This is a genomic window from Motilimonas pumila, from assembly GCF_003596335.1.
In the GTDB taxonomy this organism is placed as follows: Bacteria; Pseudomonadota; Gammaproteobacteria; order Enterobacterales; family CBDFNC01; genus Motilimonas; species Motilimonas pumila.
This window is the reverse complement of record NZ_QZCH01000021.1, coordinates 60,791-82,430: the sequence shown is the minus strand read 5'-3', so window position 1 is coordinate 82,430 and position 21,640 is coordinate 60,791. Positions and strand designations below refer to the sequence as shown.

Annotated in this window: 22 protein-coding genes and 1 riboswitch; of the genes, 10 read left to right on the top strand and 12 right to left on the bottom strand. The window is 45.2% G+C overall.

The features are described from left to right. Positions 1–244: 244 nt before the first annotated feature. Entirely contained in the window at positions 245–1,660 is a 1,416-nt protein-coding gene (locus D1Z90_RS15130) for an FAD-dependent oxidoreductase (RefSeq protein ID WP_119911623.1), read from the top strand. A gap of 244 nt (positions 1,661–1,904) precedes the next feature. Further along, entirely contained in the window at positions 1,905–2,276 is a 372-nt protein-coding gene (locus D1Z90_RS15125; RefSeq protein ID WP_119911622.1) for a hypothetical protein, read from the top strand. A gap of 74 nt (positions 2,277–2,350) precedes the next feature. Here the strand turns inward: D1Z90_RS15125 and hmpA are convergent, their stop codons facing one another. Beyond that, positions 2,351–3,565: an NO-inducible flavohemoprotein gene (gene hmpA, locus D1Z90_RS15120; protein WP_119911621.1), complete on the bottom strand. Its 1,215-nt coding sequence runs from the start codon at positions 3,563–3,565 to the stop codon at positions 2,351–2,353. A gap of 80 nt (positions 3,566–3,645) precedes the next feature. After that, the gene (locus D1Z90_RS15115) at positions 3,646–3,918 is read right to left on the bottom strand and encodes a hypothetical protein (protein WP_119911620.1); all 273 of its coding nucleotides are present in this window, start codon (positions 3,916–3,918) and stop codon (positions 3,646–3,648) included. Between the two features lie 235 nt (positions 3,919–4,153). On the opposite strand from D1Z90_RS15115, the gene norR reads away from it, so the two are divergent. Further along, entirely contained in the window at positions 4,154–5,731 is a 1,578-nt protein-coding gene (norR, locus tag D1Z90_RS15110; protein ID WP_119911619.1) for a nitric oxide reductase transcriptional regulator NorR, read from the top strand. A gap of 116 nt (positions 5,732–5,847) precedes the next feature. Here norR and D1Z90_RS15105 read toward each other — a convergent pair whose 3' ends face one another. The 3 genes from D1Z90_RS15105 to D1Z90_RS15095 form a co-directional block, all read right to left on the bottom strand. Further along, complete coding sequence (locus D1Z90_RS15105; RefSeq protein ID WP_119911618.1) at positions 5,848–6,168, bottom strand: hypothetical protein; 321 nt, start codon at positions 6,166–6,168, stop codon at positions 5,848–5,850. Between the two features lie 37 nt (positions 6,169–6,205). Continuing rightward, the gene (locus D1Z90_RS15100; RefSeq protein WP_119911617.1) at positions 6,206–6,535 is read right to left on the bottom strand and encodes a hypothetical protein; all 330 of its coding nucleotides are present in this window, start codon (positions 6,533–6,535) and stop codon (positions 6,206–6,208) included. Positions 6,536–6,888: 353 nt separating this feature from the next. Further along, positions 6,889–7,281 carry a hypothetical protein gene (locus D1Z90_RS15095; protein WP_119911616.1) on the bottom strand — a complete coding sequence of 131 codons (393 nt, stop codon included), beginning with the start codon at positions 7,279–7,281 and terminating at the stop codon, positions 6,889–6,891. Positions 7,282–7,507: 226 nt separating this feature from the next. After that, a riboswitch (cobalamin riboswitch) is annotated at positions 7,508–7,672 on the top strand. Between the two features lie 118 nt (positions 7,673–7,790). On the opposite strand from D1Z90_RS15095, the gene D1Z90_RS15090 reads away from it, so the two are divergent. Genes D1Z90_RS15090 through D1Z90_RS15075 form a run of 4 tightly spaced genes read left to right on the top strand, consistent with a single transcriptional unit; the run spans position 7,791 to position 10,953 of the window. Next, positions 7,791–8,366 carry a hypothetical protein gene (locus D1Z90_RS15090; protein ID WP_119911615.1) on the top strand — a complete coding sequence of 192 codons (576 nt, stop codon included), beginning with the start codon at positions 7,791–7,793 and terminating at the stop codon, positions 8,364–8,366. Then, positions 8,359–9,717: a cobyrinic acid a,c-diamide synthase CobB gene (locus D1Z90_RS15085; RefSeq protein ID WP_119911614.1), complete on the top strand. Its 1,359-nt coding sequence runs from the start codon at positions 8,359–8,361 to the stop codon at positions 9,715–9,717. Before D1Z90_RS15090 ends, D1Z90_RS15085 begins: the two co-directional genes overlap by 8 nt. After that, on the top strand, positions 9,717–10,568 hold the full coding sequence (locus D1Z90_RS15080; RefSeq protein ID WP_119911613.1) for a cobalamin-binding protein: 852 nt from the start codon (positions 9,717–9,719) through the stop codon (positions 10,566–10,568). The genes D1Z90_RS15085 and D1Z90_RS15080 overlap by 1 nt, the downstream gene beginning before the upstream one ends. Continuing rightward, positions 10,561–10,953 (top strand): C1orf53 family protein, encoded by a 393-nt coding sequence (locus tag D1Z90_RS15075; protein WP_119911612.1) that lies wholly within the window; start codon positions 10,561–10,563, stop codon positions 10,951–10,953. The genes D1Z90_RS15080 and D1Z90_RS15075 overlap by 8 nt, the downstream gene beginning before the upstream one ends. A 24-nt stretch (positions 10,954–10,977) precedes the next feature. On the opposite strand, the gene D1Z90_RS15070 is transcribed toward D1Z90_RS15075, so the two are convergent. Beyond that, positions 10,978–11,277: an ArsR/SmtB family transcription factor gene (locus D1Z90_RS15070; protein ID WP_198419218.1), complete on the bottom strand. Its 300-nt coding sequence runs from the start codon at positions 11,275–11,277 to the stop codon at positions 10,978–10,980. Positions 11,278–11,454: 177 nt separating this feature from the next. Between D1Z90_RS15070 and D1Z90_RS15065 the strand changes: the two genes are divergently transcribed. Further along, positions 11,455–12,147, top strand: coding sequence for a hypothetical protein (locus D1Z90_RS15065; protein ID WP_119911610.1), 693 nt, complete (start codon positions 11,455–11,457; stop codon positions 12,145–12,147). A gap of 80 nt (positions 12,148–12,227) precedes the next feature. Here D1Z90_RS15065 and D1Z90_RS15060 read toward each other — a convergent pair whose 3' ends face one another. After that, positions 12,228–12,842, bottom strand: a complete 615-nt coding sequence (locus D1Z90_RS15060) for a hypothetical protein (RefSeq protein ID WP_119911609.1) — start codon at positions 12,840–12,842, stop codon at positions 12,228–12,230. A gap of 116 nt (positions 12,843–12,958) precedes the next feature. Next, positions 12,959–13,942: a hypothetical protein gene (locus D1Z90_RS15055; RefSeq protein WP_147378777.1), complete on the bottom strand. Its 984-nt coding sequence runs from the start codon at positions 13,940–13,942 to the stop codon at positions 12,959–12,961. Between the two features lie 318 nt (positions 13,943–14,260). Here D1Z90_RS15055 and D1Z90_RS15050 point away from each other — a divergent pair, with 318 nt between their 5' ends. Continuing rightward, positions 14,261–15,274 (top strand): acyltransferase family protein, encoded by a 1,014-nt coding sequence (locus D1Z90_RS15050; protein WP_119911607.1) that lies wholly within the window; start codon positions 14,261–14,263, stop codon positions 15,272–15,274. Between the two features lie 113 nt (positions 15,275–15,387). Here the strand turns inward: D1Z90_RS15050 and asnB are convergent, their stop codons facing one another. The 3 genes from asnB to D1Z90_RS15035 form a co-directional block, all read right to left on the bottom strand. Next, complete coding sequence (asnB, locus tag D1Z90_RS15045) at positions 15,388–17,280, bottom strand: asparagine synthase (glutamine-hydrolyzing) (RefSeq protein WP_119911606.1); 1,893 nt, start codon at positions 17,278–17,280, stop codon at positions 15,388–15,390. 138 nt (positions 17,281–17,418) lie between these two features. After that, positions 17,419–18,456: a hypothetical protein gene (locus D1Z90_RS15040; RefSeq protein ID WP_119911605.1), complete on the bottom strand. Its 1,038-nt coding sequence runs from the start codon at positions 18,454–18,456 to the stop codon at positions 17,419–17,421. A gap of 10 nt (positions 18,457–18,466) precedes the next feature. Further along, positions 18,467–18,928 carry a type III secretion system chaperone gene (locus D1Z90_RS15035; RefSeq protein ID WP_119911604.1) on the bottom strand — a complete coding sequence of 154 codons (462 nt, stop codon included), beginning with the start codon at positions 18,926–18,928 and terminating at the stop codon, positions 18,467–18,469. 270 nt (positions 18,929–19,198) lie between these two features. Here D1Z90_RS15035 and D1Z90_RS15030 point away from each other — a divergent pair, with 270 nt between their 5' ends. Continuing rightward, positions 19,199–20,176, top strand: a complete 978-nt coding sequence (locus D1Z90_RS15030) for a ribonuclease Z (RefSeq protein ID WP_119911603.1) — start codon at positions 19,199–19,201, stop codon at positions 20,174–20,176. Positions 20,177–20,238: 62 nt separating this feature from the next. On the opposite strand, the gene tyrS is transcribed toward D1Z90_RS15030, so the two are convergent. Beyond that, positions 20,239–21,519, bottom strand: a complete 1,281-nt coding sequence (tyrS, locus tag D1Z90_RS15025) for a tyrosine--tRNA ligase (RefSeq protein ID WP_119911602.1) — start codon at positions 21,517–21,519, stop codon at positions 20,239–20,241. Between the last annotated feature and the right edge of the window lie 121 nt (positions 21,520–21,640).

Sequence of the window (21,640 nt, the reverse complement as noted above, 5' to 3'; positions counted from 1 at the left end):
AGAATCACTTCCATGTATCGTGCTCAATGATCTGATCGCAGTTTTCGAGAAAGGTTCCCTATTTAGTCAACAACGCCTGATGAAACGGGCAGTGACCGAGCCGAGCAGATACTGACGGATTTTGATCAATTTTTACCGCACTTTAGGTTAATTAAACCTAAATCTGCTGAGCTGTCGTCGCTGCTGGGCCATCAAAGTCGCTCGACCGCAGAACTGCGCGTACACGCCCAATAAGGACAGAGTTATGAGCCAAAATGTATTTCAATTTATCGACGTGCAGCGCGTAGACCCAACCAAGAAGCCGCTGCAGGTCCGCAAAGAAGACTTTGTAGAAATATACAAAACGTTTGATGACAATCAAGCGCAAATGCAATCAGATCGCTGCCTTGAGTGTGGCAATCCTTATTGTGAATGGAAGTGTCCTGTACACAACTACATTCCAAACTGGTTGAAACTCGCTACCGAGGGAAAAATTCTGGAAGCGGTAGAGCTGTGCCACCAAACCAATAGCTTGCCAGAGGTATGCGGAAGAGTGTGTCCACAAGACAGACTTTGTGAGGGCGCTTGTACCCTTAATGATGACTTTGGCGCGGTCACAATAGGCAATGTAGAAAAGTACATTACCGAAAAAGCCTTTGAGATGGGCTGGCGCCCTGATATGTCTGAGGTGATAGCCACAGATAAAAAAGTCGCCATTGTTGGCGCTGGACCAGCAGGTCTAGCGTGCGCTGATATACTTGTGCGCAATGGTGTAAAACCGGTTGTGTTTGATCGTTATCCAGAGATTGGCGGCTTGTTAACTTTCGGTATTCCGCCCTTTAAACTGGAAAAGTCAGTCTTGGTTCGCCGCCGTGAAGTCTTCACGACAATGGGGGTCGAGTTTAAGCTTAATACGGATGTCGGTAAAGACGTGGAATTTGCCAGTCTTATCGCGGATTACGACGCGGTGTTTGTGGCAACAGGTACTTACACTAACATGCGTGCCGGATTAGAAAATGAAGATGCGCCCGGCGTATATGATGCACTGCCTTTTCTGGTCGCCAATGTAAACCGTTTAATGGACTTTGAAAAAAGCCCTGCTGATTTTATCGACATGAAAGACAAGCAAGTGGTGGTGCTAGGCGGTGGTGACACCGCGATGGATTGTGTGCGCACCTCCATTCGACAAGGTGCAAGCAGTGTACATTGTGCATATCGCCGCGATGAAGCTAATATGCCTGGCTCTAAACGAGAAGTACAAAATGCTCGTGAAGAAGGAGTCGAGTTTGTTTTTAATGTACAACCTATTGCCATTGAACTTGATAACAAAGGTCAAGTTGCCGGTGTTAAAGTAGTTAAAACGCAATTGGGTGAACCAGACAGCAATGGCCGTCGTCGCCCTGAGCCCATTGCAGGCTCAGAAGAAGTGATGCCTGCAGATGCCATCATCATGGCGTTTGGCTTTCAGCCGAGTCCCGCACCATGGTTGCAAGAGTTTGGCGTTGAACTAGACCAGTGGCAACGCATTAAAGCGCCAGCTAAGGCCGAGTTTGCATTTCAAACCAGTAACGACAAAATCTTTGCCGGCGGTGATGCGGTCAGAGGCTCCGACTTAGTTGTGACGGCGATAGATGAAGGCCGAAAGGCTGCAGAGGGTATCATGGACTACCTCGGCGTCTAAATCAGCTAACTGCTAAAGACCCTACTTGTATTGCTCAGCACCGTTTGGCGCTGAGCAATTACCGCTGCGCTTTGACTTACCAAGGGTTTGCTTGGCGGTAAAATAACAAAGCGTTTAGCTGTATAAAAATCGCCCTATTATCGAAAAAGCGTATAAACACTTCACAAGCCGCATATTTGGCAATGAAAATATGATCACAGTGCGGCATAATCTATGCAAATCCTCATTCACATACAGTGGTTTTATGAAATACTCTTTTGCTTGCTTAGCGCTACTTTTTTCAACTAGCAGTTTCGCTAATGCTGTGATTGATTGTACCTATACCCAAGTCAGTGATCGCGACGGGCTTACTCCAACCGAGTTGCAGTTAAAGTTTGAACTCAACCCAGACGGCCCAAGAGGCTTTGTTATTGATGATAAGGGCACCCGCCAAGTGCAATTAGTCTATAAAGGTAACGGCGCATCTTTTATTGACGAAAGCAGCACGGGCGAGGTGTTTTTAACCACCGTAGACCGCCAGCTTAATTCGACCCACAGCCGCCATCAAGTCAGCCTGCAAGGCAGCTTGTTTCCGCAACAATACTACGGTAAATGTAAAGCCAACAAACCTTGGTAACAGGCCAATGGATAAGGTTGCTGCCATTCGCATCAACCTAATCGCGATAGACCAGCCGCTATAGCATTGAGTCATTAGAACTGCTCATGCGGCCCAAACACTTCGTAGTGGATATTGGCTTTATTCACCCCCAGAGTTTGCAATTGCTGCACCACATGTTGCATAAAGCTCACTGGGCCACACAGGTAAAAATCACCCGTTTTAATGGGTAGCATGTTTTTGATGCTCGTTAAGTCCATGCGTCCTTGCTTATGCAAGTGAGTCGGAGGCTTATCTGCTGTAAGTTGTTTGTCGGGGTTTTCATACCAAACAACCTGCTGCCAATGAGGTAATAAGAGCTCGCTGACCTGCTCAGAAAAACTATGCTGGCGAGGATTATCACAAGCGTGCAAGTAGGTGACTGGTTGTGAATATTGCTGCCTTGCTAAATGCTCCAACATGGCTTGCATCGGTGTTAACCCTACGCCAGCAGAAATGAGTACCACAGGTTGTTGACGCTCATGCAAATAAAAGTCCCCTGCCGGCGGGTACAGCATCACCTCATCGCCTTGCTTCACTTGTTGATGAAGATAATGGGACACTAGGCCACCGGCATGCTCTGTTGAACCCGGTTCTCTTTTGACCGAAATACGATAGTGATGGCGATTTGGGTGACAAGACAATGAGTACTGTCTTACCTGGCGAAATGCACTCCCCGGGATCGCCACTTCAATACCTATATATTGCCCAGGTAGAAAATCAATCACCTCGCCGCCATCTGCAGGGGTTAACTCAAAACTCGTTACCAATTGCGATTCAACCCGTTTAGCCGTCACGGTAAAAGGGCGCAGGCCTTGCCAGCCGCCTTGGGCAGCTGCACGTAATCGGTATAACTCTCCTTCGCGATCAATAAATATCTGCGCTAAAAACAGATACGCCTTCGCCCAAGCTTGCTCCACCTCGGGAGTAAATGCATCGGCAGCTAACTCCCTTAGCGTAGCTAATAAGTGTTCACCAACAATGTCGTAATGCTGAGGCTGAATGTTAAAGCTAGTATGCTTTTGGGCAATTCGTTCAACGGCTTGGGTTAAAGCGGCTAAGTTTTCAATGTTTTTTGCGTAAGCCGCAATGGCTTCAAATAGCGCAATTTGTTGCCGGCCAGAAGCTTGATGACTGGCATTAAAGATATGCTGTACTTCAGGGTGATGAGTAAACATGCGTTGATAAAAATGCTTAGTCAGACTCGGGCCTGCTTGCTCTAACACTGGAATAGTGGATTTAATAATACGAATATCGGAGTCGCTTAACATACATGTTCCTTAAATTGAAATGACACAATACGAGGCGTTTAATGCCAAATGAAAATGACTTACTGAGGGGTTTTTCAGCTCTAAAAAGCCTTCAAGCCAAAGCCGTTCATGGCAATGCCACGCATCACGTAACCCACTTTGATAAACGTAGCCAGTAAAATCATCGCAATGTGGCTACTTATTTGTTGCACTAAACTAAACTGCTCTGGCTGCAAATAACTCACGTATAAACAACCCAGTATGGCGAACAAAGAAATCAGCATTAATACATTTCCCGCTACCAAACAACGTTGAAACTGCTTGCAATATTGCACCTGAACTAAAGGCGACTTGAGTGAAAACTGTGACAACATGCTGCTCTCCTTTCTATATAAACAGACCAAGTACAATGTGGTCTTTGCTATGGTTGCTGTGACTGCTGTTGTATATAGAGCATTTACCGTGCCAAAAAATATTACCATTTAAATTCAACAGCTTAATTATAATGCTCAACAATAAAAGTCATAATGACTCACACTTAATACGTGTCATTATGACTCTTACGTGTTATTTTTAATTATTAATATAAGGACTCGAAAGAGGCTCGTAATGCAATTGATGACCAGTAATACCTTGTTTGATATCGCCATTAATATGGCGCAAGGATTGTCTAACAGCGATCGGTTTGCTCGCCTGCTCGACGCTATCCGTAAAAGTATTCAGTGTGACGCGGTTGCTCTGCTGGCATTACGTGGCAATCAGTTAGAGCCTCTTGCCATTCAGGGTCTGAGCGCGGAAACATTAGGCCGACGCTTTGTGATAAATGAGCACCCTAGGCTCCGCACCTTGTGCCAGTCTCGTGCTCCGGTCATTTTTCCAGAAGCGTGTGATTTGCCGGATCCTTACGATGGCCTATTACTCGACCGTGAAGGCAATTTACCCGTCCATGCTTGTATGGGTATGCCACTGTATTTCAGCGGCGAACTCTTGGGAGTGCTCACCTTAGACAGTATGCAAGCAACGGCTTTTGATGCTTTAGCTGTCAAACAACTTGAAATGTTGTCAGCCATTGCGGCTTCCACCTTAAAGCTGGCATTAACGATACAGCAGCTTGAGCACCAAGCGCAGCATTCGCAGCAACTGGTGACCGAGTTAAGTGAAGAAGCCTGGCTTCGTGATGGCGGTGAAATAGTTGGCAATAGCCAGTCGATGGCCAAACTCAAAACGGATGTGGCAGTGGTCGCGCCTTCGCACTTCAATATTTTAATCTATGGTGAAACCGGCGTCGGCAAAGAGTTGGTGGCGCGTAGCTTGCACCATCAATCTCAGCGCAGCCAGCAACCTTTGGTGTACGTGAACTGTGCTGCGTTACCGGAACAGCTTATCGAGAGTGAACTTTTTGGACATGTAAAAGGCGCGTTTACTGGCGCGGATGCTGCTCGTGCGGGGAAGTTTTCATTGGCTAATGGCGGTAGTTTATTTTTGGATGAAATCGGCGAGTTGCCACTGGCAGCTCAAAGTAAATTACTGCGTGTACTGCAAAATAATGAGATCCAACCCGTTGGTCAAGATAAGATTGAATACGTTGACGTGCGTGTACTGGCCGCAACCAATCGTGATTTAAAGCAAGAAGTTGAACAGGGTAATTTTCGCGCTGACTTATATCATAGACTCAGTGTCTACCCCATCAATGTGCCGCCACTGCGTGATCGCTCAGGTGATGTCGAGGTGTTAGCCGGGTTCTTTTTAGAGCGGGCAAAGCGTCAACTCGGTGCCCAGCAGCTTCGTTTAGCGACTCCCGCATGCCAACAGCTAAATCACTATCATTGGCCTGGTAATGTCAGAGAGCTTGAGCACGTGATCAACCGCGGGGCGCTAAAAGCCCTCGCCCGTCAAGGCCATGATGATATTGTAACCATCTCGGCAGCTGATTGTGGGCCGCTCAATGCTGTTAGCGCTTCCCCAATCGAAGATGCGCCAGGTTCGGCTGTTAAAGCATCTGCTACCTCAGCCTCTGTTGGCTTAAAGGTGGCTACAGAAACGTTCCAGCGCACACTGATTGCCGATACGCTGCGCCAACATGATTACAATTGGTCTGCGGCGGCCAGAGCCTTGTCTACCGACCGCGCCAACTTAACACGACTGGCCAAACGTTTGGGTCTCAATATCACCAAGCTACTTAGCTAAAGTGAGTGCAGTTACAGCATTATCAATTACTTACAAGGCAAGCGGCGAGTTTATTCCCCCCTTCGCTCATGGGCTATAAACAGCCCCCTTACAGTACACAAGTGGATCAGCCGTACTTAAAACCTTTCGTCGTTGCGCGCTTTTCTGTCTTCTTGTCTATCGTCTGTGGTTGCGCTGCGGTTATCGCGTTTTTCATCACGGTTATCAACGCGGCACTCGGGACCATCACCGGTACACTCGCGGCGACCTTCACGATGATCTTGACGGTTTTGGCTGCTTTGCTGAGTATTATCTCGGCGATCATCCCGGCGGTCACCACGAGAGTCAACTCGGTCGTCAACGCGGGTCACTGACTCTGCCATTACGGGTTGCACCATAAACAGTCCCATCATGATCACAGCCGCTTTTGAAAACGTTTTTAGATTGTTCAATAACATTTCATCTCTCCTCATTCATATTTAGTATTGGCTTGGATTAAAACCGCGCTTGGTTACGTTGCTGGCGGTCATCCATGCGATTAGCAGTGCGATCATGGCGATCGCCGCGTTTGTCTTGACGATTATCAACGCGACAATCAGGACCATCACCTACGCAGTCTCGGCGGCCTTCTCGGTGATCTTGGCGATCTTCCATGCCATCGACCGTATTTTCACGGCGGTCACCTCGGCGATCTCCTCGCGCATCCATTCGTTCATCTACTCGCAGCGCGGTGTCAGCTTGTGCCTGAGGAACATAAGTCAGGCCCATAGTGCCAATTAATGCAAGTGTAAGTAGGGTATGTTTAATTTTAGTAGTGGCTGACATCGCTTGCTCCTGTTTGAAACTTGGCCGCTTAAAGCCGCCGTTATTTGAGAACAGATTCAGTATATGTTGACCTTATCATGATGAAAAATGATTAGTAATCATGGTAGCTATGCGCTTACTGCATAACCTTGACGGCTAATGACAAAAGGTAACGCATGACTATGCAAACAAGAGCGGTGCCTAATGCTCACAAGTAAAAGCAACCCCATTCAGGGGGTGAAACAAAAGAGGGTAATTAGGTGAAGTGCACCCAAAATAGCGCCAACTAATAGGGCAATAGTAATGGCAAAACGGGATAAGCGAGATCAATAAGGGGAAACAGAGGCAAACCCGGCGGCTTGCCATCGACAAGATCAGAAGCGATAACGCACACCAGCGCCAGCGCCTAAGCCAAACTCTGCGCCATCATCAAAACCTAGATAGGGCGTCACATGGCCGTAAGCATTCCACTGCTGGTTGATATTCCAGTTTAATCCTACGGGTAAGCGTGCTGCAGGCCCGCCATCCCATTCAGCTGAACCGCCAGCGCCTATGTACCAAGATAACGGCGCATCATCTATGGCATCCTGAAAAAACAAGTAATCGGCTGAAACACCGTTGTTACCCACCATCACATTGATGTTGTTGTTAAATTGCGCGCCAACGCCCCAGCCCATGTCATACACGAAACCAGCGGCAACATTATTGGCGTGAACAGGAGCCATAGAAGAAGCAGCGAGAGAGAGAACTAATAGTATTTTTTTCATTTTTTAAACTGCAAAAAATAGGTTGTTTATTATTATGTTTATAATTAGGCATGGCCTAAATACGCTGGCAATAGTGGCAGTCGTTCATTTTTGAGTCAATCCAAACCGGCCCAATTAAATTATTGTTAATCCCTTGATTATGAGCTGTTTATTTAACTCTAACTAAAACGGAGCCAGATCACACTTTAGGCCGTTTGACCCTCAATATGAGATTGTGTAGAGTGCGGTCACTCCTTTAATTTTTGGTGCTTGCAACGCAAGTGAAACGGGAAACTGGTGAAAAACCAGTGCTGCCCCCGCAACGGTATTTCAATCAGCTAAGGTCAAAGTAAATCGCTTTGAAAACGGCTCAATGATAAGCCCGGAGACCGGCCAAATTTAAACCTTCACTCGTCATCGACGGGTAATATTAATGAATACTGCGGTGGGCGGTATTGAGGTGAACAAACCCTGTCTATTGCAAGGCATGGGCTTGCACAGCTCACTCCCTCCGTTTAACAAGGCAGGTTATGAGCTTTTCTTCTGCGCAGCGGCGCATCATCATTTTTCTCATGTTAGCTTTACTAATGCTCTTAACTCGCTCTGCGCATTTTGCTTCCAGCATCAACTTGCCAAGCGCCTCGTTAGCATGCTTTTTTCTCGCGGGTTTATTTATTGGCCGCCATCAAGCTTGGCTTAGCTTATTTGCCCTGAGCGTGGTCATTGACTTATGGTCTAGCGCCCTTCGTGGTGACATGAGTGCTTGTTTAAGTCCTGCTTATCCATTTCTTGCGGTTGGATATTGGCTACTGTACCTGTTTGGCCAATTTGGCCAGCAAGCGTTAGCATGCAAAGACAAACTTAAAGCCTCAGCGATGATCGCAGGCTTGTGCTTTATTGCCACCAGCTTGGCTTTTTTCACATCCAACGGCTCTTACTATTGGTTCTCAGGGCAGTTTGAATCCTTATCGATAAGTCAATACAGTGAACGTGTTGCCCGTTACTACCTGCCTTATTTGCAAAGTCCTTTTATTTATTTAAGTGCCAGTTTAGTACTGTACTTTTGTGCTCCAGCGCTTGGCATCAAACGGGAGCAGCATGTCTGAATCTTCTTTATGTCCGGCGCTTATCATTTCTGCGCCCGCCTCTGGCGCAGGTAAGACTACGGTTACCGCGGCTATCGCGCAGTACCATAGGCAGCAAGGTAAGCGCGTTCGTATATTTAAGACAGGTCCCGATTTTATCGACCCAATGATTTTACGCTGTGCCAGCGGCCATCCTGTCTACCAACTCGACTTATGGATGGTGGGGCTCGCTCAATGCCAAGCCCTATTATTCGAGGCCAGTCAACAAGCCGACTTAATATTGATTGAAGGCGTGATGGGTTTATTTGACGGCAACCCTAGCACCGCAGATTTAAGTGAGGCGTTTAATATTCCAGTCATGGCCGTGATTGACGCGAGCGCCATGGCACAAACCTTTGGCGCAGTCGCGGCAGGCTTAGCTCAGTATCGTCCCGGCTTACCCTTTGCGGGAGTGATGGCTAATCGCGTCGCTGGTAAACTGCACGGTGACATGTTAGCTGCAAGTTTGCGTCCTCAAGAAAAGCTCCTTGGGTGCATATATCGCGATCCAGCGATTCAGCTGCCAGAACGCCACCTAGGATTAATGCAAGCCAAAGAACTGGCAGATATTGAGCAGCAGCTGCAACTGGCAGCGTCCCAGATAGCAACGACAGAGTTGGCGCAGTTACCCGCGCAGTGTCGGTTTGTGGCACCCACCGAGATAGCGCCCCACCTAACAGGCTCGCTCAGTGGCATGCGTATTGCGGTGGCGCAAGATTTGGCGTTTAATTTTCTGTATCAAGCCAACTTGGACGTTTTAACCCAAGCAGGCGCGAACGTGTGCTGGGTATCCCCCATGACAGACACCGCTTTGCCCGCGCATATTGACGCCTGTTACTTGCCCGGCGGCTACCCAGAACTTTACGCCAGCCAGCTCGCAGCCAACACGGCTTTTAAGAACAGTTTACTAGCTGCGGCAAACCAAGGCATACCTATCTTGGCTGAATGCGGAGGCTTGCTTTACCTGTTAGAGCAATTGACTTGCGACAGCGGTGACGTGCACACCATGGCGGGCATATTATTAGGCGCAGGCACCATGCACACCCGAGTCAGTGCGGTCGGTCAGCAAGGTATTCGCCTTGATGATCTGGCGTTATCAACTGCAGAAGGCGTTACACTAGGTCCTGAGCTGCGCGGACATAGCTTTCATTACTCAAGTGCACATATACACTGTCAACAAATAGGTCAAGCTTACACTCACCCATACCAACGCCCCGGCGAACTTATCTACTGCCACAACAATATTATGGCGTCTTATATGCATTGGTATTTTCCTTCTAATCCACAATTTTTTATTGCTTGGTTCAAGCGACAACTGACGGCCACTGTTTAATGACACTCAACAAATCGCAAATACACTTTCCGCAGCGCATTATCTGCCTGACTGAAGAAACCACCGAAGCGCTTTACATGATGGGAGAAGAAGACCGCATTGTTGGCATTTCCAGTTATACGGTAAGGCCCGCACGAGCCAAGCAAGAAAAGCCTAAAGTGTCTGCATTTATCGATGCGCGCATTGAAAAAATCATCGCCTTAGAGCCGGATTTAGTATTGGCTTTTTCAGACATGCAAGCAGACATAGTCAAACAACTGATTCAACAAGGTATTCAAGTACATTGCTTTAATCATCGAACCGTAAAAGGTATTTTGCAGATGATCCAAACCTTAGCAGCGCTCATTGGAGAGCCAGCAAAGGGGCAAAAACTGATTCATACGCTGCAACAAAATATCGCCCGTATTGAAGCAAAAGTGGCTCAGCTAAGCCTGCGGCCTAAAGTGTACTTTGAAGAGTGGGATGAACCTATCATTACGGGCATTGGCTGGGTCAGCGAGATTGTCACTTTAGCAGGAGGCAATGATTGCTACCCAAGTCACGCCCAACAGTCTTTAGCTAAGCATCGAATTATTGAACACCCAGAAGATGTTATCGCGCACCAGCCAGATATTATTATGGCTGCTTGGTGTGGTAAAAAATTCCAACCTCAACAACTGATCGCACGACCGGGGTGGCAAAGCATTCCTGCGGTCATGAACGCTGAAGTACACGAGATTGAGTCGTCCATCATTTTACAACCGGGTCCCGCCGCGTTAACCGATGGCATCAATGCCGTATATGCGGTAATTGAACAATGGCACCAACGGCAGTTAGCAGCCACTGATATCAAGGGTAACCGTCATGCTTAGTGCTTCCCCTTGCCCTCAATGTAAAGAAGTGGTGGTGTGCGGCGCAGCGCGCGCATCGGAGCAAGCTTGTTGGTGCATGCAATTGCCGCCACTTTCTCGCATATTGCCGCCATTGCCCGCAGCGGAAGTCAGTGACCAGTGTTTATGTCAAACGTGTTTATTAAAACGTCAAAGTGAACGCCTAAAGCAACTTTACCGCACTCACAGTACGGCTCAATTGGTTGATTTAGCTCAACCATTTCGTGACCAAGGGCCGTTATTAGAGTGGTTAGATTTCACCATTGAAAATGGTTATCACGTGTTTAGCCGTTGGTTTCACCTCAAACGAGGTCAGTGCTGTGGCAACGGTTGTCGTCATTGTCCGTATGATGAGTCGAGTAAATAACCGTTTGCGATGAGTCGCCTTGCTTTACTCAGGCTGGCAATACATTTTATGCAATAACGCTATCATCTGTTTAACTTCCGCACTGGCGAGGGAGTAAAAGATGGTTTTGGCTTCTCGTCTGGTCGTTACAAAGCCGGCTTTTCGCAACCAAGCCAAGTGTTGGGACAATGCCGACTGGGCCAATGGGATTTGTTGGTTAAGGGCGCTGACAGATTGCTCTTGCTGCAGTAAAACACACAAAATCATCAGCCGATGCTGATTTGCCATCGCTTTGAGCAAGGCAACCGCTTTGGCTGCATTTTGCTCCATATTCGATAAATCCACCGACTCAGCCTCTCCCCTTAGTGATAACGTCTTAGTGCCCCAGTCTAGCACTGTTTAAGCCTTGCGGCAGCAACATGAGCACCAGATTAAACATGGTTTAACTTGTTGATTTTTACTTCACATCTGGACATCAGCCTGTCTACACTGCGGCAAAATCTCGATAATAAGGACATTATCATGGTACGCCTCTGGCCATCTCTTTTTTTGTTGGTGGCGAGTGCAAGTTGGAGCGCAACGGATGCCAGCCAACCGCATTTTCACACATCAACGCATCAGCACAGCCATCATTGCTTGTGGCAAGGACTGCCTCATGCAATATCGAGCGACAACGACCAACAAGTGAGCGTGACTTTCGATTACCCACAAGCAGCAGAGTCGGTGTCTAGTCAGCAATATTTAAGCCAGTTAAACTTTGCAAAAGGCAATGCCATTCGCATTGGCCAACAATGGTACTCCTTGTCTCAATTGCACTTTCATTTACCTTCTACTACCGAGTTGCAGTCAGATATCGCGATGATCATGCATTTGCATCATCATAACGAAGCCGGAGACATCGTCATGCTCAGCGTGCCACTGCGCTATCATGGTGGCCAAGCAGCCAGCAAAGCTGATTTAGATGCCTGGCTGGCATCTTTGTCAGAACAACAAACAGAGCACTGGCAATTGCAGCAGGCGATTTATCCAGAAGAGTTATTAGACATTGATGGCGCACAGCACAACCAAGTTGAAGCAATAAAAACCGCTGCTAAACCTGGCGTACAGCAATATAGCTTGCAAAAGACCATTACCATTACACCACAAAAGTTGGCTCAGTTAGCGCAGGTATTTACTCCTAAGCCGCAGCAAGCGATGGTGGCCAGCGCTCAATAAGCTCCTTGGTATCGGGCAAAAAAAACGGTTAAGCACTCACTTAACCGTTTGATATTTAAACGTAACCATTTTGTTCAAGCTTAGGGAGTTGCTTGTAACTGATAAGGAGCGTCTAAGTTTAATGTCATCGGACGGGTCGAGGCACTTGAGGCATCTTGCTGCATCGTTTTTTCACCTAAGAACAGTCGCTCTGACTCTAAGTAGAGTAAGTTGAACTCATCGCTACACACTTGCTCATTTTCAACTTGAGTACATTTAAGATCAAACTCTGTAGCAACAAAGCTTTGACTAGAATACCTTTGCTCACCAATGTGCAAACTGACCGGGTAGGAAATAGAACGGGTTTGAGCATTACATTCGCTGTCGCTATAGAAGGTAAATTCAATATGGCCATGACTTACACCATCATACTCAATACGACTGGTTTGATACTGGTAATCTTGGCTCGCAACTTGGTATAAATGCGCACAGTCTTGTAACCACACTCCTTTCAGCTTATTGATGTCGGTAACCGTTGCTACCGTTTCATCAATCGCGTCTATCACTTTATCACTGCTATCAGTTATCAAATCCGATACTTGCTGGTCTAAATCGCTACTGATCTGCTCTAGGCTTTGACCAACGTTGCCGCTGCTTCCTCCACCACATCCACTCGCCATCAATAGTACTATCGAGCATGAAAATAGCCGCATCATCACTTTTCCTTTTGATTTCATTGCCCTAATTTTGCATTAACCTAAACCAATAAACTAGCATGGAATGTACAAACAAACTCACTTGCCACCTTAGTCGGATAAAACGATCATAATTGTTATCGTAATTGACTAGTTAACTCATACCCTGGGCGATGATACAGTTCAATTGACGCTTCAGTATTTCCTTGGTTATAGCTGGTTAGTAATTGCTTGAGTGTTAACTGAGTACCTTGCATATTCAAATCTTCAGCCGTTTCCGTGCCGGTGAGGTATAAATTGTAGTTGAGCATTTGTAACAACAGGCTTTCTTGCTCATCAAGTACACTCTTAAGAGCCTTATCTACTTTATCAAATCTATCGTTCTTAAACGTTACTCGGTAATGACTATCATCAAGAGCATAATGGTACATAATTTCATCATTCAGGGCGGCTGCGCACACTTGCTCTAATGCTTCAACATTTATCTTTTTGCCATCAATAAATAGTAAGTTGGGAAAGTGATGTCGGGTAAAAAGTCTCTCTGCTTGACGCTCTTTAAAATTTTGATTTTCACGTAAAGCCTGCTGTTCATTACAATATGCAACCTGATCTGGCTTCCCCTTTATTAAACAATCACGATATTCACTCGGAACATTAATCGGATAAGTCTCTGAAAGGTAATCATTATTAAATTTTTGCCTCTTATCTTTTACCATAGTATTTAATAATGTATATGCATCGGTAGGCTGAATAAGGTTAAAGGGCTCTCTCAATAAAGCTTTGCCCAATGTAGGCTGGTCTTCAGTCATTTGATAAAGAACGACGGCAGAGATAACTCTCTCGTTAGTAGCAAAATTGTTATACATAAAGCTACCAAAGTTAATATTGGTGCAACCTAAACAGCCAAGGTATTTTTGATCAATGTAAAGTAACTTTTGTTCTGTTGCAGCTTGGTAGAATAACGATAAAACTTGCTCGGAGCTCACTATATCCTCGCTTAATTCTTGTGATTCCTTAAGTTCTTCACAAGCCGTTTTTTTAACATTTATATGGTCAAACGCCATCACATACGACGTTATAGAAGTAAAGGCTATCGCCAAAAGAAGTACAACTTTTCTCAAAACTTATCTCCCTACAACAAGCAGGGAGATGATAAAAAAAACATCAATAAAGGTAAATGAGTTTTTACTTTTTCAGCTAAAAAATAAACAATTTTTAGTGAATACTGCCCTTTGAATAATACTAATGGCTTAAATTTAAATAAAACGAATTATTATTGAAATTTTTCGTAGTTCATTTCGTTCTATCTGTCTAGATCGAGTCAGAGCAAACCACAAAATATTAATCATTTGTTCATTTTTACTTGCTCGCTTCTATCGTAGAATGCCCGACTGCCACAAGGCACAGATAACATCAGTATTGAAAAGGATTTCAAAAGAATGAAAGCGACACCTCTCAAGCCCAGGGATTTCAGCGTAGATACGCTGCGAGGCTTAGCCTGTATCTTGCTTATACTTTGTCACGTTGTAGGCGTGAATGCCCTAAATGGTTTAAAGATAGAAGAAGGGTTCTGGCGCCAAGCCACAGACTTCCTTGCTTACATGCGAATGCCCTTATTTACTTTTTTATCTGGTTATATCTATGCCTCTAGGCCGTTCAATGGGCACTGGCAGCGCTTCATAGGCGGAAAGATGACCCGTTTATTGGTGCCTATGCTAGTGGTTGGAACAACTTATGCTATCACTCACTCCATATCGAGTAATGTTGATTACAATTGGTTGTATTTACATATTTGCCCAGTAAACCTGTATTGGTTTGTTGAATCTTTGTTTCTTATTTTCATGGCATTGATTGTGATGGAAGCGCTTAAGTTACTTGATAAACCAGCTGGGTTCACCGTCTGCTTTCTTATCTTTTCGGCACTGTATGCCATTGATTTTGAGTTTTCATCTAATTTTTTCTCCATCAATGGTGCCATCTACTTAATGCCATTTTTCCTGGCTGGCCTAGCTTGCTACAGATTCAAGCTAGAGTTACCAAAAGCCTCTTTTATCGTACTCGCTTTGACATCGGCTTACGCCTTGATGGGCATTTTAGACCTTGTATCAAAAGTGGATAATCGCAGCGTAATCGGCCTGTTGATAGGTACACTTTCTTGCTACGGTTTACTAAAGCTACAGTGGCATAATCGCTTTCTGAGTTATATTGGTCATTACTCTTACAGCATTTATTTGTTTCATATCTTTTTTATTGTGTTCGCGCGAAAAGTGCTGGAGAAGATGCCTATTGATAACTTAGCGATGGCGATCATTATTGGCTCTGTACTGGGTATTTTAGGACCGATCTTAGTCGAAAAATTGGTCAGTAAAAATCGATTCTCGCACTTGTTATGCCTAGGTGTCTGGAAAAAAAGGCACGTAAAAGAATACTTAACTCACCCAGCAAAAGCTTAGTTAACCCAGATTCAGTGAAAACGGCGTCAATGCGACTACGTCTCGAGATAGTCGCATTGGGCCATAGTTAGCCTTGTCTGTGCTTATATAAGGCTGTTTTTATAACGTTGTTTTTAGAGATCGGACAATTGACGCGCCGCCAGCTGAGTCTTCGTTTTACTAAGCAGGTGTTCACTCACTTGATCGATTGATGCATTTTGCACATTTAGCCTACCCCAAATGTCCATAGAGGCAATATTCCCGAGCATGTAATTACTTGTGTGGCTACACATATACGCTAATTGTTGGTCACTCAAACCAATGAAGTCCTGCCAGAATCCCCCCTTAAAAAAGTCCGCTGAAAAATGATTCTCAGCTTGAGCGTGCACTCTAAAAGCATATTTACGACGTTTAACTAAATCAGAGCTTAAATCACTGACAGCAGCTTGACGCACAACGTGCTTAGAAACATGGAAAGGGTGCCTGATATCACCAACACGACATTGCTTTCTGATTTTGTGCTTCACAGGCAAATTCGCAGCGAACTTCAATATTGCTTCATCAAGAAAAGGGAAACGTGACTCTATCGAGTTCATCATTCCCATTCTATCGTTTCGCCATAGCAGAGCATGCAGTGTTGTTGTTAACAGTTCTAGGCTTTTGGATTGCAGCCGTCTCTCCTTCAGCGGCAAAACTGAAACGGCTTGGCTTATTAGATTTGAATTTTCAAACTCTTCGTACCCCATCTGCATATTATGCATTTGCTCATTGCGCTGCATAATAGCAACTTGCTGCTGTGGCGCTAAACCTGGTAACTTGCAAAACAGTTTATTTATCCAACGCCAGGGGGCCACTAACGCATTATCAAATGCCGCTCTTACGTGAACTGGGTAACCTAAAAAAAGTTCATCAGCGCCTTCGCCTGTCAACACTGCTTTTTCGCCGTGCTCTTTTGCAACTCGAGTTAAGTTGCCAAACGGAACAGCATGAGGATTTATCGTTACCGGCGCGTCATTAAACCAAGTCGTCTTCACCCAGTCTCGTAAGAACATCTCAGGTTCAAAGTCATACACATTTAATTCGCCGCCTACTTGCTCCATCAACTGACGTGCAAAAGCAATCTCACTGTGTCGTCCTTTCACGTTGACGGAGTAAGCTTTCGGTATTACTCCATTCTTCTTGGCGACAGAAGTGATCAAAGAAGAATCGATTCCTCCAGAGACAAAAGCCCCGATAGATGCATCAGCCACTAGCATTTTTTTTACAGAATCACTAAATAACGACGAGAACTCGTCAACAATTTGCTGATCAGAGTAGGATTCAAGTAACTGGTGATAATCAAAGTCAACTAAATCAGCAGGATGAAACCAGGTGTGCTCCTCGTGACGTCCGTCTTTATTAAAGGTTATATAATGCCCAGGTGTTAACTGCTTAACCCCTTGAAACATTGTTGACTTTCTACTTCTCTCTGCATTGCCGCTAAGCCCAGCCATCACAAGAGTTGAATTAACTTGAAGGTTAAACGCTTGTTTAAATGCTTTTAGCTCGGAAGCAAAACTCATTCTATTTCCGTCACATTGATAAAAACAAGGCTTTATACCAAGTCTGTCTCTAGCAAGTATTAACTCTTGAGTGTTTAAATTGTAAAACGCAAATGCGAACATTCCTTGTAAGTTAGCTAGCGTCTTTTCCACTCCAAAGCGAATCAAGCTATGGAATAATACTTCTGTGTCGGTATTAGATATAAATTCAATATTGAACTTACAAATAAGCTCATCTCTTAGCGCTTTGTAATTATATATTTCTCCATTATATACAAGGGCAAATTCTTTATTATAAAATGGCTGATGTCCATTTTCAGAAAAGTCTAATAAACTCAGTCGAGTATGAGCTAAAGCAGCATTGCCAAACACTTTAACTTCTTGGTGATCAGGCCCTCTGTGGTAAAGAGCCTCTACCATTTTATTCACTTGATTTAGATCAAGAGCACTCTCGCCAAATGATATTTGCCCCGCAATGCCACACATGTTATTCCCTTCCGCCAATTTTATAAAACGATGAGTATATCAATATAATCATGCCCAATAACACAAAAAACAGGAGTGTGGCAGAGAATCAGAAAGTTTGATCGATACCAATAGCAACGACCAAACTCACAAGCAGTATTAATCAAAAATCGTATCGCAGTGAATGGCTAATGCGCTTAATAAATCTCGGGAGTTAAACATGACATCTCTCATCTTCATGTCCGACTCTTTCGCTTGTTCCACCATGTCAAAGCCTAAAAAGATGCCTGAGTTGACAGAATCCGTGCGGATCCACTGCTGTAGCTTTTTCTCATCGGAGTCATCAGGGCTACTACAATAACCAATTTTATCTATCTGCAGCCCCGCGATTTCTCGCACAAACTCCACTCGCTCTTTGAGGAATTGCTTCTCCTCGTCATTGAGCGCTTCATCGATGAATGATTTAAGCTCTAGCGCCCCTTGGTGCATGGATAAGTCACGAGCTTGCTCATTGTCATAGTTAAATTCGATGCCTTTTTTGCTGGTCATATCGCCAACAGCTTGCTCCACGCAAGGCAGGTTTATCAAGAAATCAATCTTACTACTGGATAATTGCTTATCAGATTCGAACCCCTTCATTAAGCAGCCACAGCTATTCATGACGCTGATATCGTTTGGAACTTCTTGGTCTTTGGAGATTTTTGCCATCGCCGACTGCACGCTAGTAGTGACTCGGATGGGGTCTTCTTTGAACATCGCGTGTTGATTGGGATCAACATCATCCATGTTGTTGTAATGTTGGATCACACTGGATTTCAAGTCATCTATGAAAGCCGTCATTTCCTGAGCTAATTCTTGAGCAAGCTCGGCCCGGGTTTGAACAATGTAATTATCAGACATTTGTTTAAGCTGGCCAACGCTCATTCGATCAGTAATGCCCAATTTAGACAATACTCTATCACCTACACCATCTCCATATTCTCTGTTGATGGTGTCCTTTACCATATTTACCGCGCTTTGGTATTTGGCCTCTCGGCGCGTTGCAGCGTCAGCACCAAAACCGCCCGGCTTCCAGCTTTTAGTATGCAGTCTGTCTTCATTTTCGTTAACCCTAAGATCCTTACCATCACCTGTATCTTTGAAGGTGCTTTGGATCTGCGACATGGTCGTTTGTTGATTTACATTAATCTCTGCCATAATGTTTTCTTTACACCCGCATCATATGGTTAACGTTCAAATTCAGTACTGGCTCGATATCCAAAATCTCGCCTTCTACGATCTGCTTCCAATACATGCAAGCTTTAATGTAATTCGTCAGTAGATTTTGTAGCTCAATGATATCGAGTTGCATCAAATTGCGTTCTACGATCAATACAAAATGGCCATTCGCTTCTTCCAGAGCCAAGCGAACGCCACCGGTCTGTTTCCATAGTGAATTGTAAACCATCATGCTTTCTAACAACTCAGCACGACGTCTGGTCTCTGGTTGACCAATATCCATAGTGAAACTCAAACTGCCTAGTGCAGAGTCCAAGTCAGCTTCAATGTAAAAATAGCTATTAAAGGTCATCATCCAGAAGTTTTTATCTTTCACTTCGGTGACTTCATCAAAGTCCATCGCGGGACCAATTTCCAGCATCAGCTGGCGAGTAAGGGCATAATAGTCCATAAGTTCCTCATAATGTTGCGTGGAGGCCGTAGCAACTTCTGGTACTGCGAGCGGTTTTATCGACCTAGGTATTCGACTGCAAGCATATGTAACGAGGTTTAAAAGATACAGGTGACTTGATTAACTATGCCGTTTTCTTAAAATTAATCGCCCAACATTCACAAGCGCTTATTTCAGTTAGTTATTTATGACTAACTGATTGTTAACAACAGCATCAGACCAAAGCATTAACCGATAATGCCTTCATCAAAAAGACATGCAGGATAGATAATGATTTTTACTTTTTTAGGCTCGTCAGCGGGCCTACCAACTAAACAACGCAATGTCTCAGGCTTGGCTATTCGGATGAGTAACCAAAAACTTTGGTGCTTGGTGGATTGTGGCGAAGGCACCCAACATCAACTGCTGCACGCTCCTTATTCATTGAATGCCCTGGCGGCGATATTTATTACCCATATGCACGGCGATCACACCTTTGGTTTACCCGGGTTATTAGCCAGTGCAGCCATGGCCGGACGCACGGAGCCGCTGACAATAGTTGGCCCCGAGCAACTGCAAAGCTACGTCAAACAAAGTTTATTGTTAACCGATAGTCACCTTAGCTATCCACTCATATTTAAGCAAAGCCAAAGCATCACAGAGTCCATGATGGTCGCAGGCATGAAAGTCACACCTTGGCCCTTGTCTCACCGAGTACCTTGCCACGCTTGGCAATTTACTGAACACGCCCTCCCCCATCAGCTCAATCAAGGGAAATTGGAACAAGAAGGCATTGCTAAAGGGCCTGTCTGGGGACAAATTCAGCGGCAAACCGGTGTGATTGAGTATCAAGGGCGACAACTCTTATGTGAGGATTATTGGCTTACCAGTCATCAAGGCCACAGCATTATTGTAGCGGGCGATAACGATCAGCCAGAGTTACTAGCAGCTGCAGCCGCAAACAGCCAGGTGCTAATACATGAAGCCACTTATAGCCAAGAGATTGCTGACAAAGTCGGGCCAGCACCAATGCATTCAAGCGCGCGCCAAGTGGCCACGTTTGCCCAGCAGGCTGGCTTAGCGCATTTGCTTTTGACACACTTCAGTGCCCGTTATGGCGGCGCCGGTAAAATGTCGGTGCAACAATTAGCGCAAGAAGCCCAAAGTGTGTATCAAGGGCAGCTAGCACTGGCAAACGACCTCGACAGCTACCAACTCAAAAGTGATGGCAAGTTGCACTATTTACCGCCGGAAGGCGCCAAATCTTAGGTAAAAAAAGAGAAGCTAAGCTTCTCTTTTTTGAACAACAGTGTTTGCTTTACCTCGCCGCTTTAGGCCCAAACGTAGAGGTTAAATAGCTTTTTACCGCGCTTGATAACGCTGTATTTACCAAACAGCGCGTCTTTTGCACTAAAGCTTGCTTCCTTGTCAGTCACTTTTTCACCGTTCACAGAGACCGCACCATTACCAATAAACTCACGAGCCATCTTGTTGGATTTAGCCAACTCAGACGCCGTTAATAATTCCACTAAAGTTTTTTCTTCGCCATCGACTTGGGTGCACGGCAAGCCGTCTAACGCTAACTGTGCCAAGTCAGACTCACTCAGTTCGCTTAAGTCACCTGAGAACAAAGCTTTAGTAATACGTTCAGCAGAAGCTAACCCTTCTTCACCACGTACCAGACGAGTCACTTCTTTGGCAAGAATTTGCTGACCTTCAGGACGCCCTTGAATAGTCTTATCTTTTTCTTCAATGGCTGCTATATCTTCAATCGAAAGGAAGGTGAAGTAACGCAAAAATTTGTAAACGTCAGCATCTGCAGTGCCTAACCAGAACTGGTAGAAAGCGTATGACGAGGTTTTGTTTTCATCTAACCAAATCGTGCCTGACTCAGTTTTACCAAACTTAGTGCCGTCCGCTTTCGTGACTAAAGGTAAGGTTAAGCCAAATACCTGCTCTTTGTTCATACGACGGGTTAGCTCTGTGCCACCGGTAATGTTACCCCACTGATCAGAGCCACCAATCTGCAAGGTACAGTTTTTATCTTTATTTAACGCCGCAAAGTCGTATGACTGCAATAACATGTAGCTAAATTCAGTGTAAGAAATGCCCGAGCCTTCACGTTCAATACGCTGTTTTACCGACTCTTTTTGAATCATGGCGTTAACGCTGAAGTATTTACCTACGTCACGCATAAAACTGATGGTATCAATTTTGCCAATCCAGTCTAAATTGTTGACGACTTCTGCGCCGTTCTCAGAGCCATTAAAATCGATAAACGCGCTGACTTGCGTTTTAATTTTTTCGACCCAACCTTCAACAACGTCGGTGGTGTTGAGCTGGCGCTCTGCAGCTTTAAAGCTAGGGTCGCCTATCAAGCCCGTTGCTCCGCCCACTAATGCCAGTGGTTTATGGCCAAACTGTTGAAAACGCTTTAATACCAATAGCGGCACTAAGCTACCAATGTGCAAGCTGTCGGCGGTTGGATCGAAGCCACAATAAAGGGTACGACAGCCTGTTGAAAGGTGCTCTGCCAGTTCTTCGTCTGCAGTGCACTGTGCAATAAGCCCGCGGGCGGCTAAATCTTTCAAAAGTTCATTTGTTGCTGTCATAGCTGTAAACCTGTTATTTCTATCATGCTAAATCCAAAATTGGGGCTTGATTTTACACATTTGCACCCGCAAAAAATAGCAAGACTTGATGAAGATTATGCATTTCTCGTATTTCATTGAG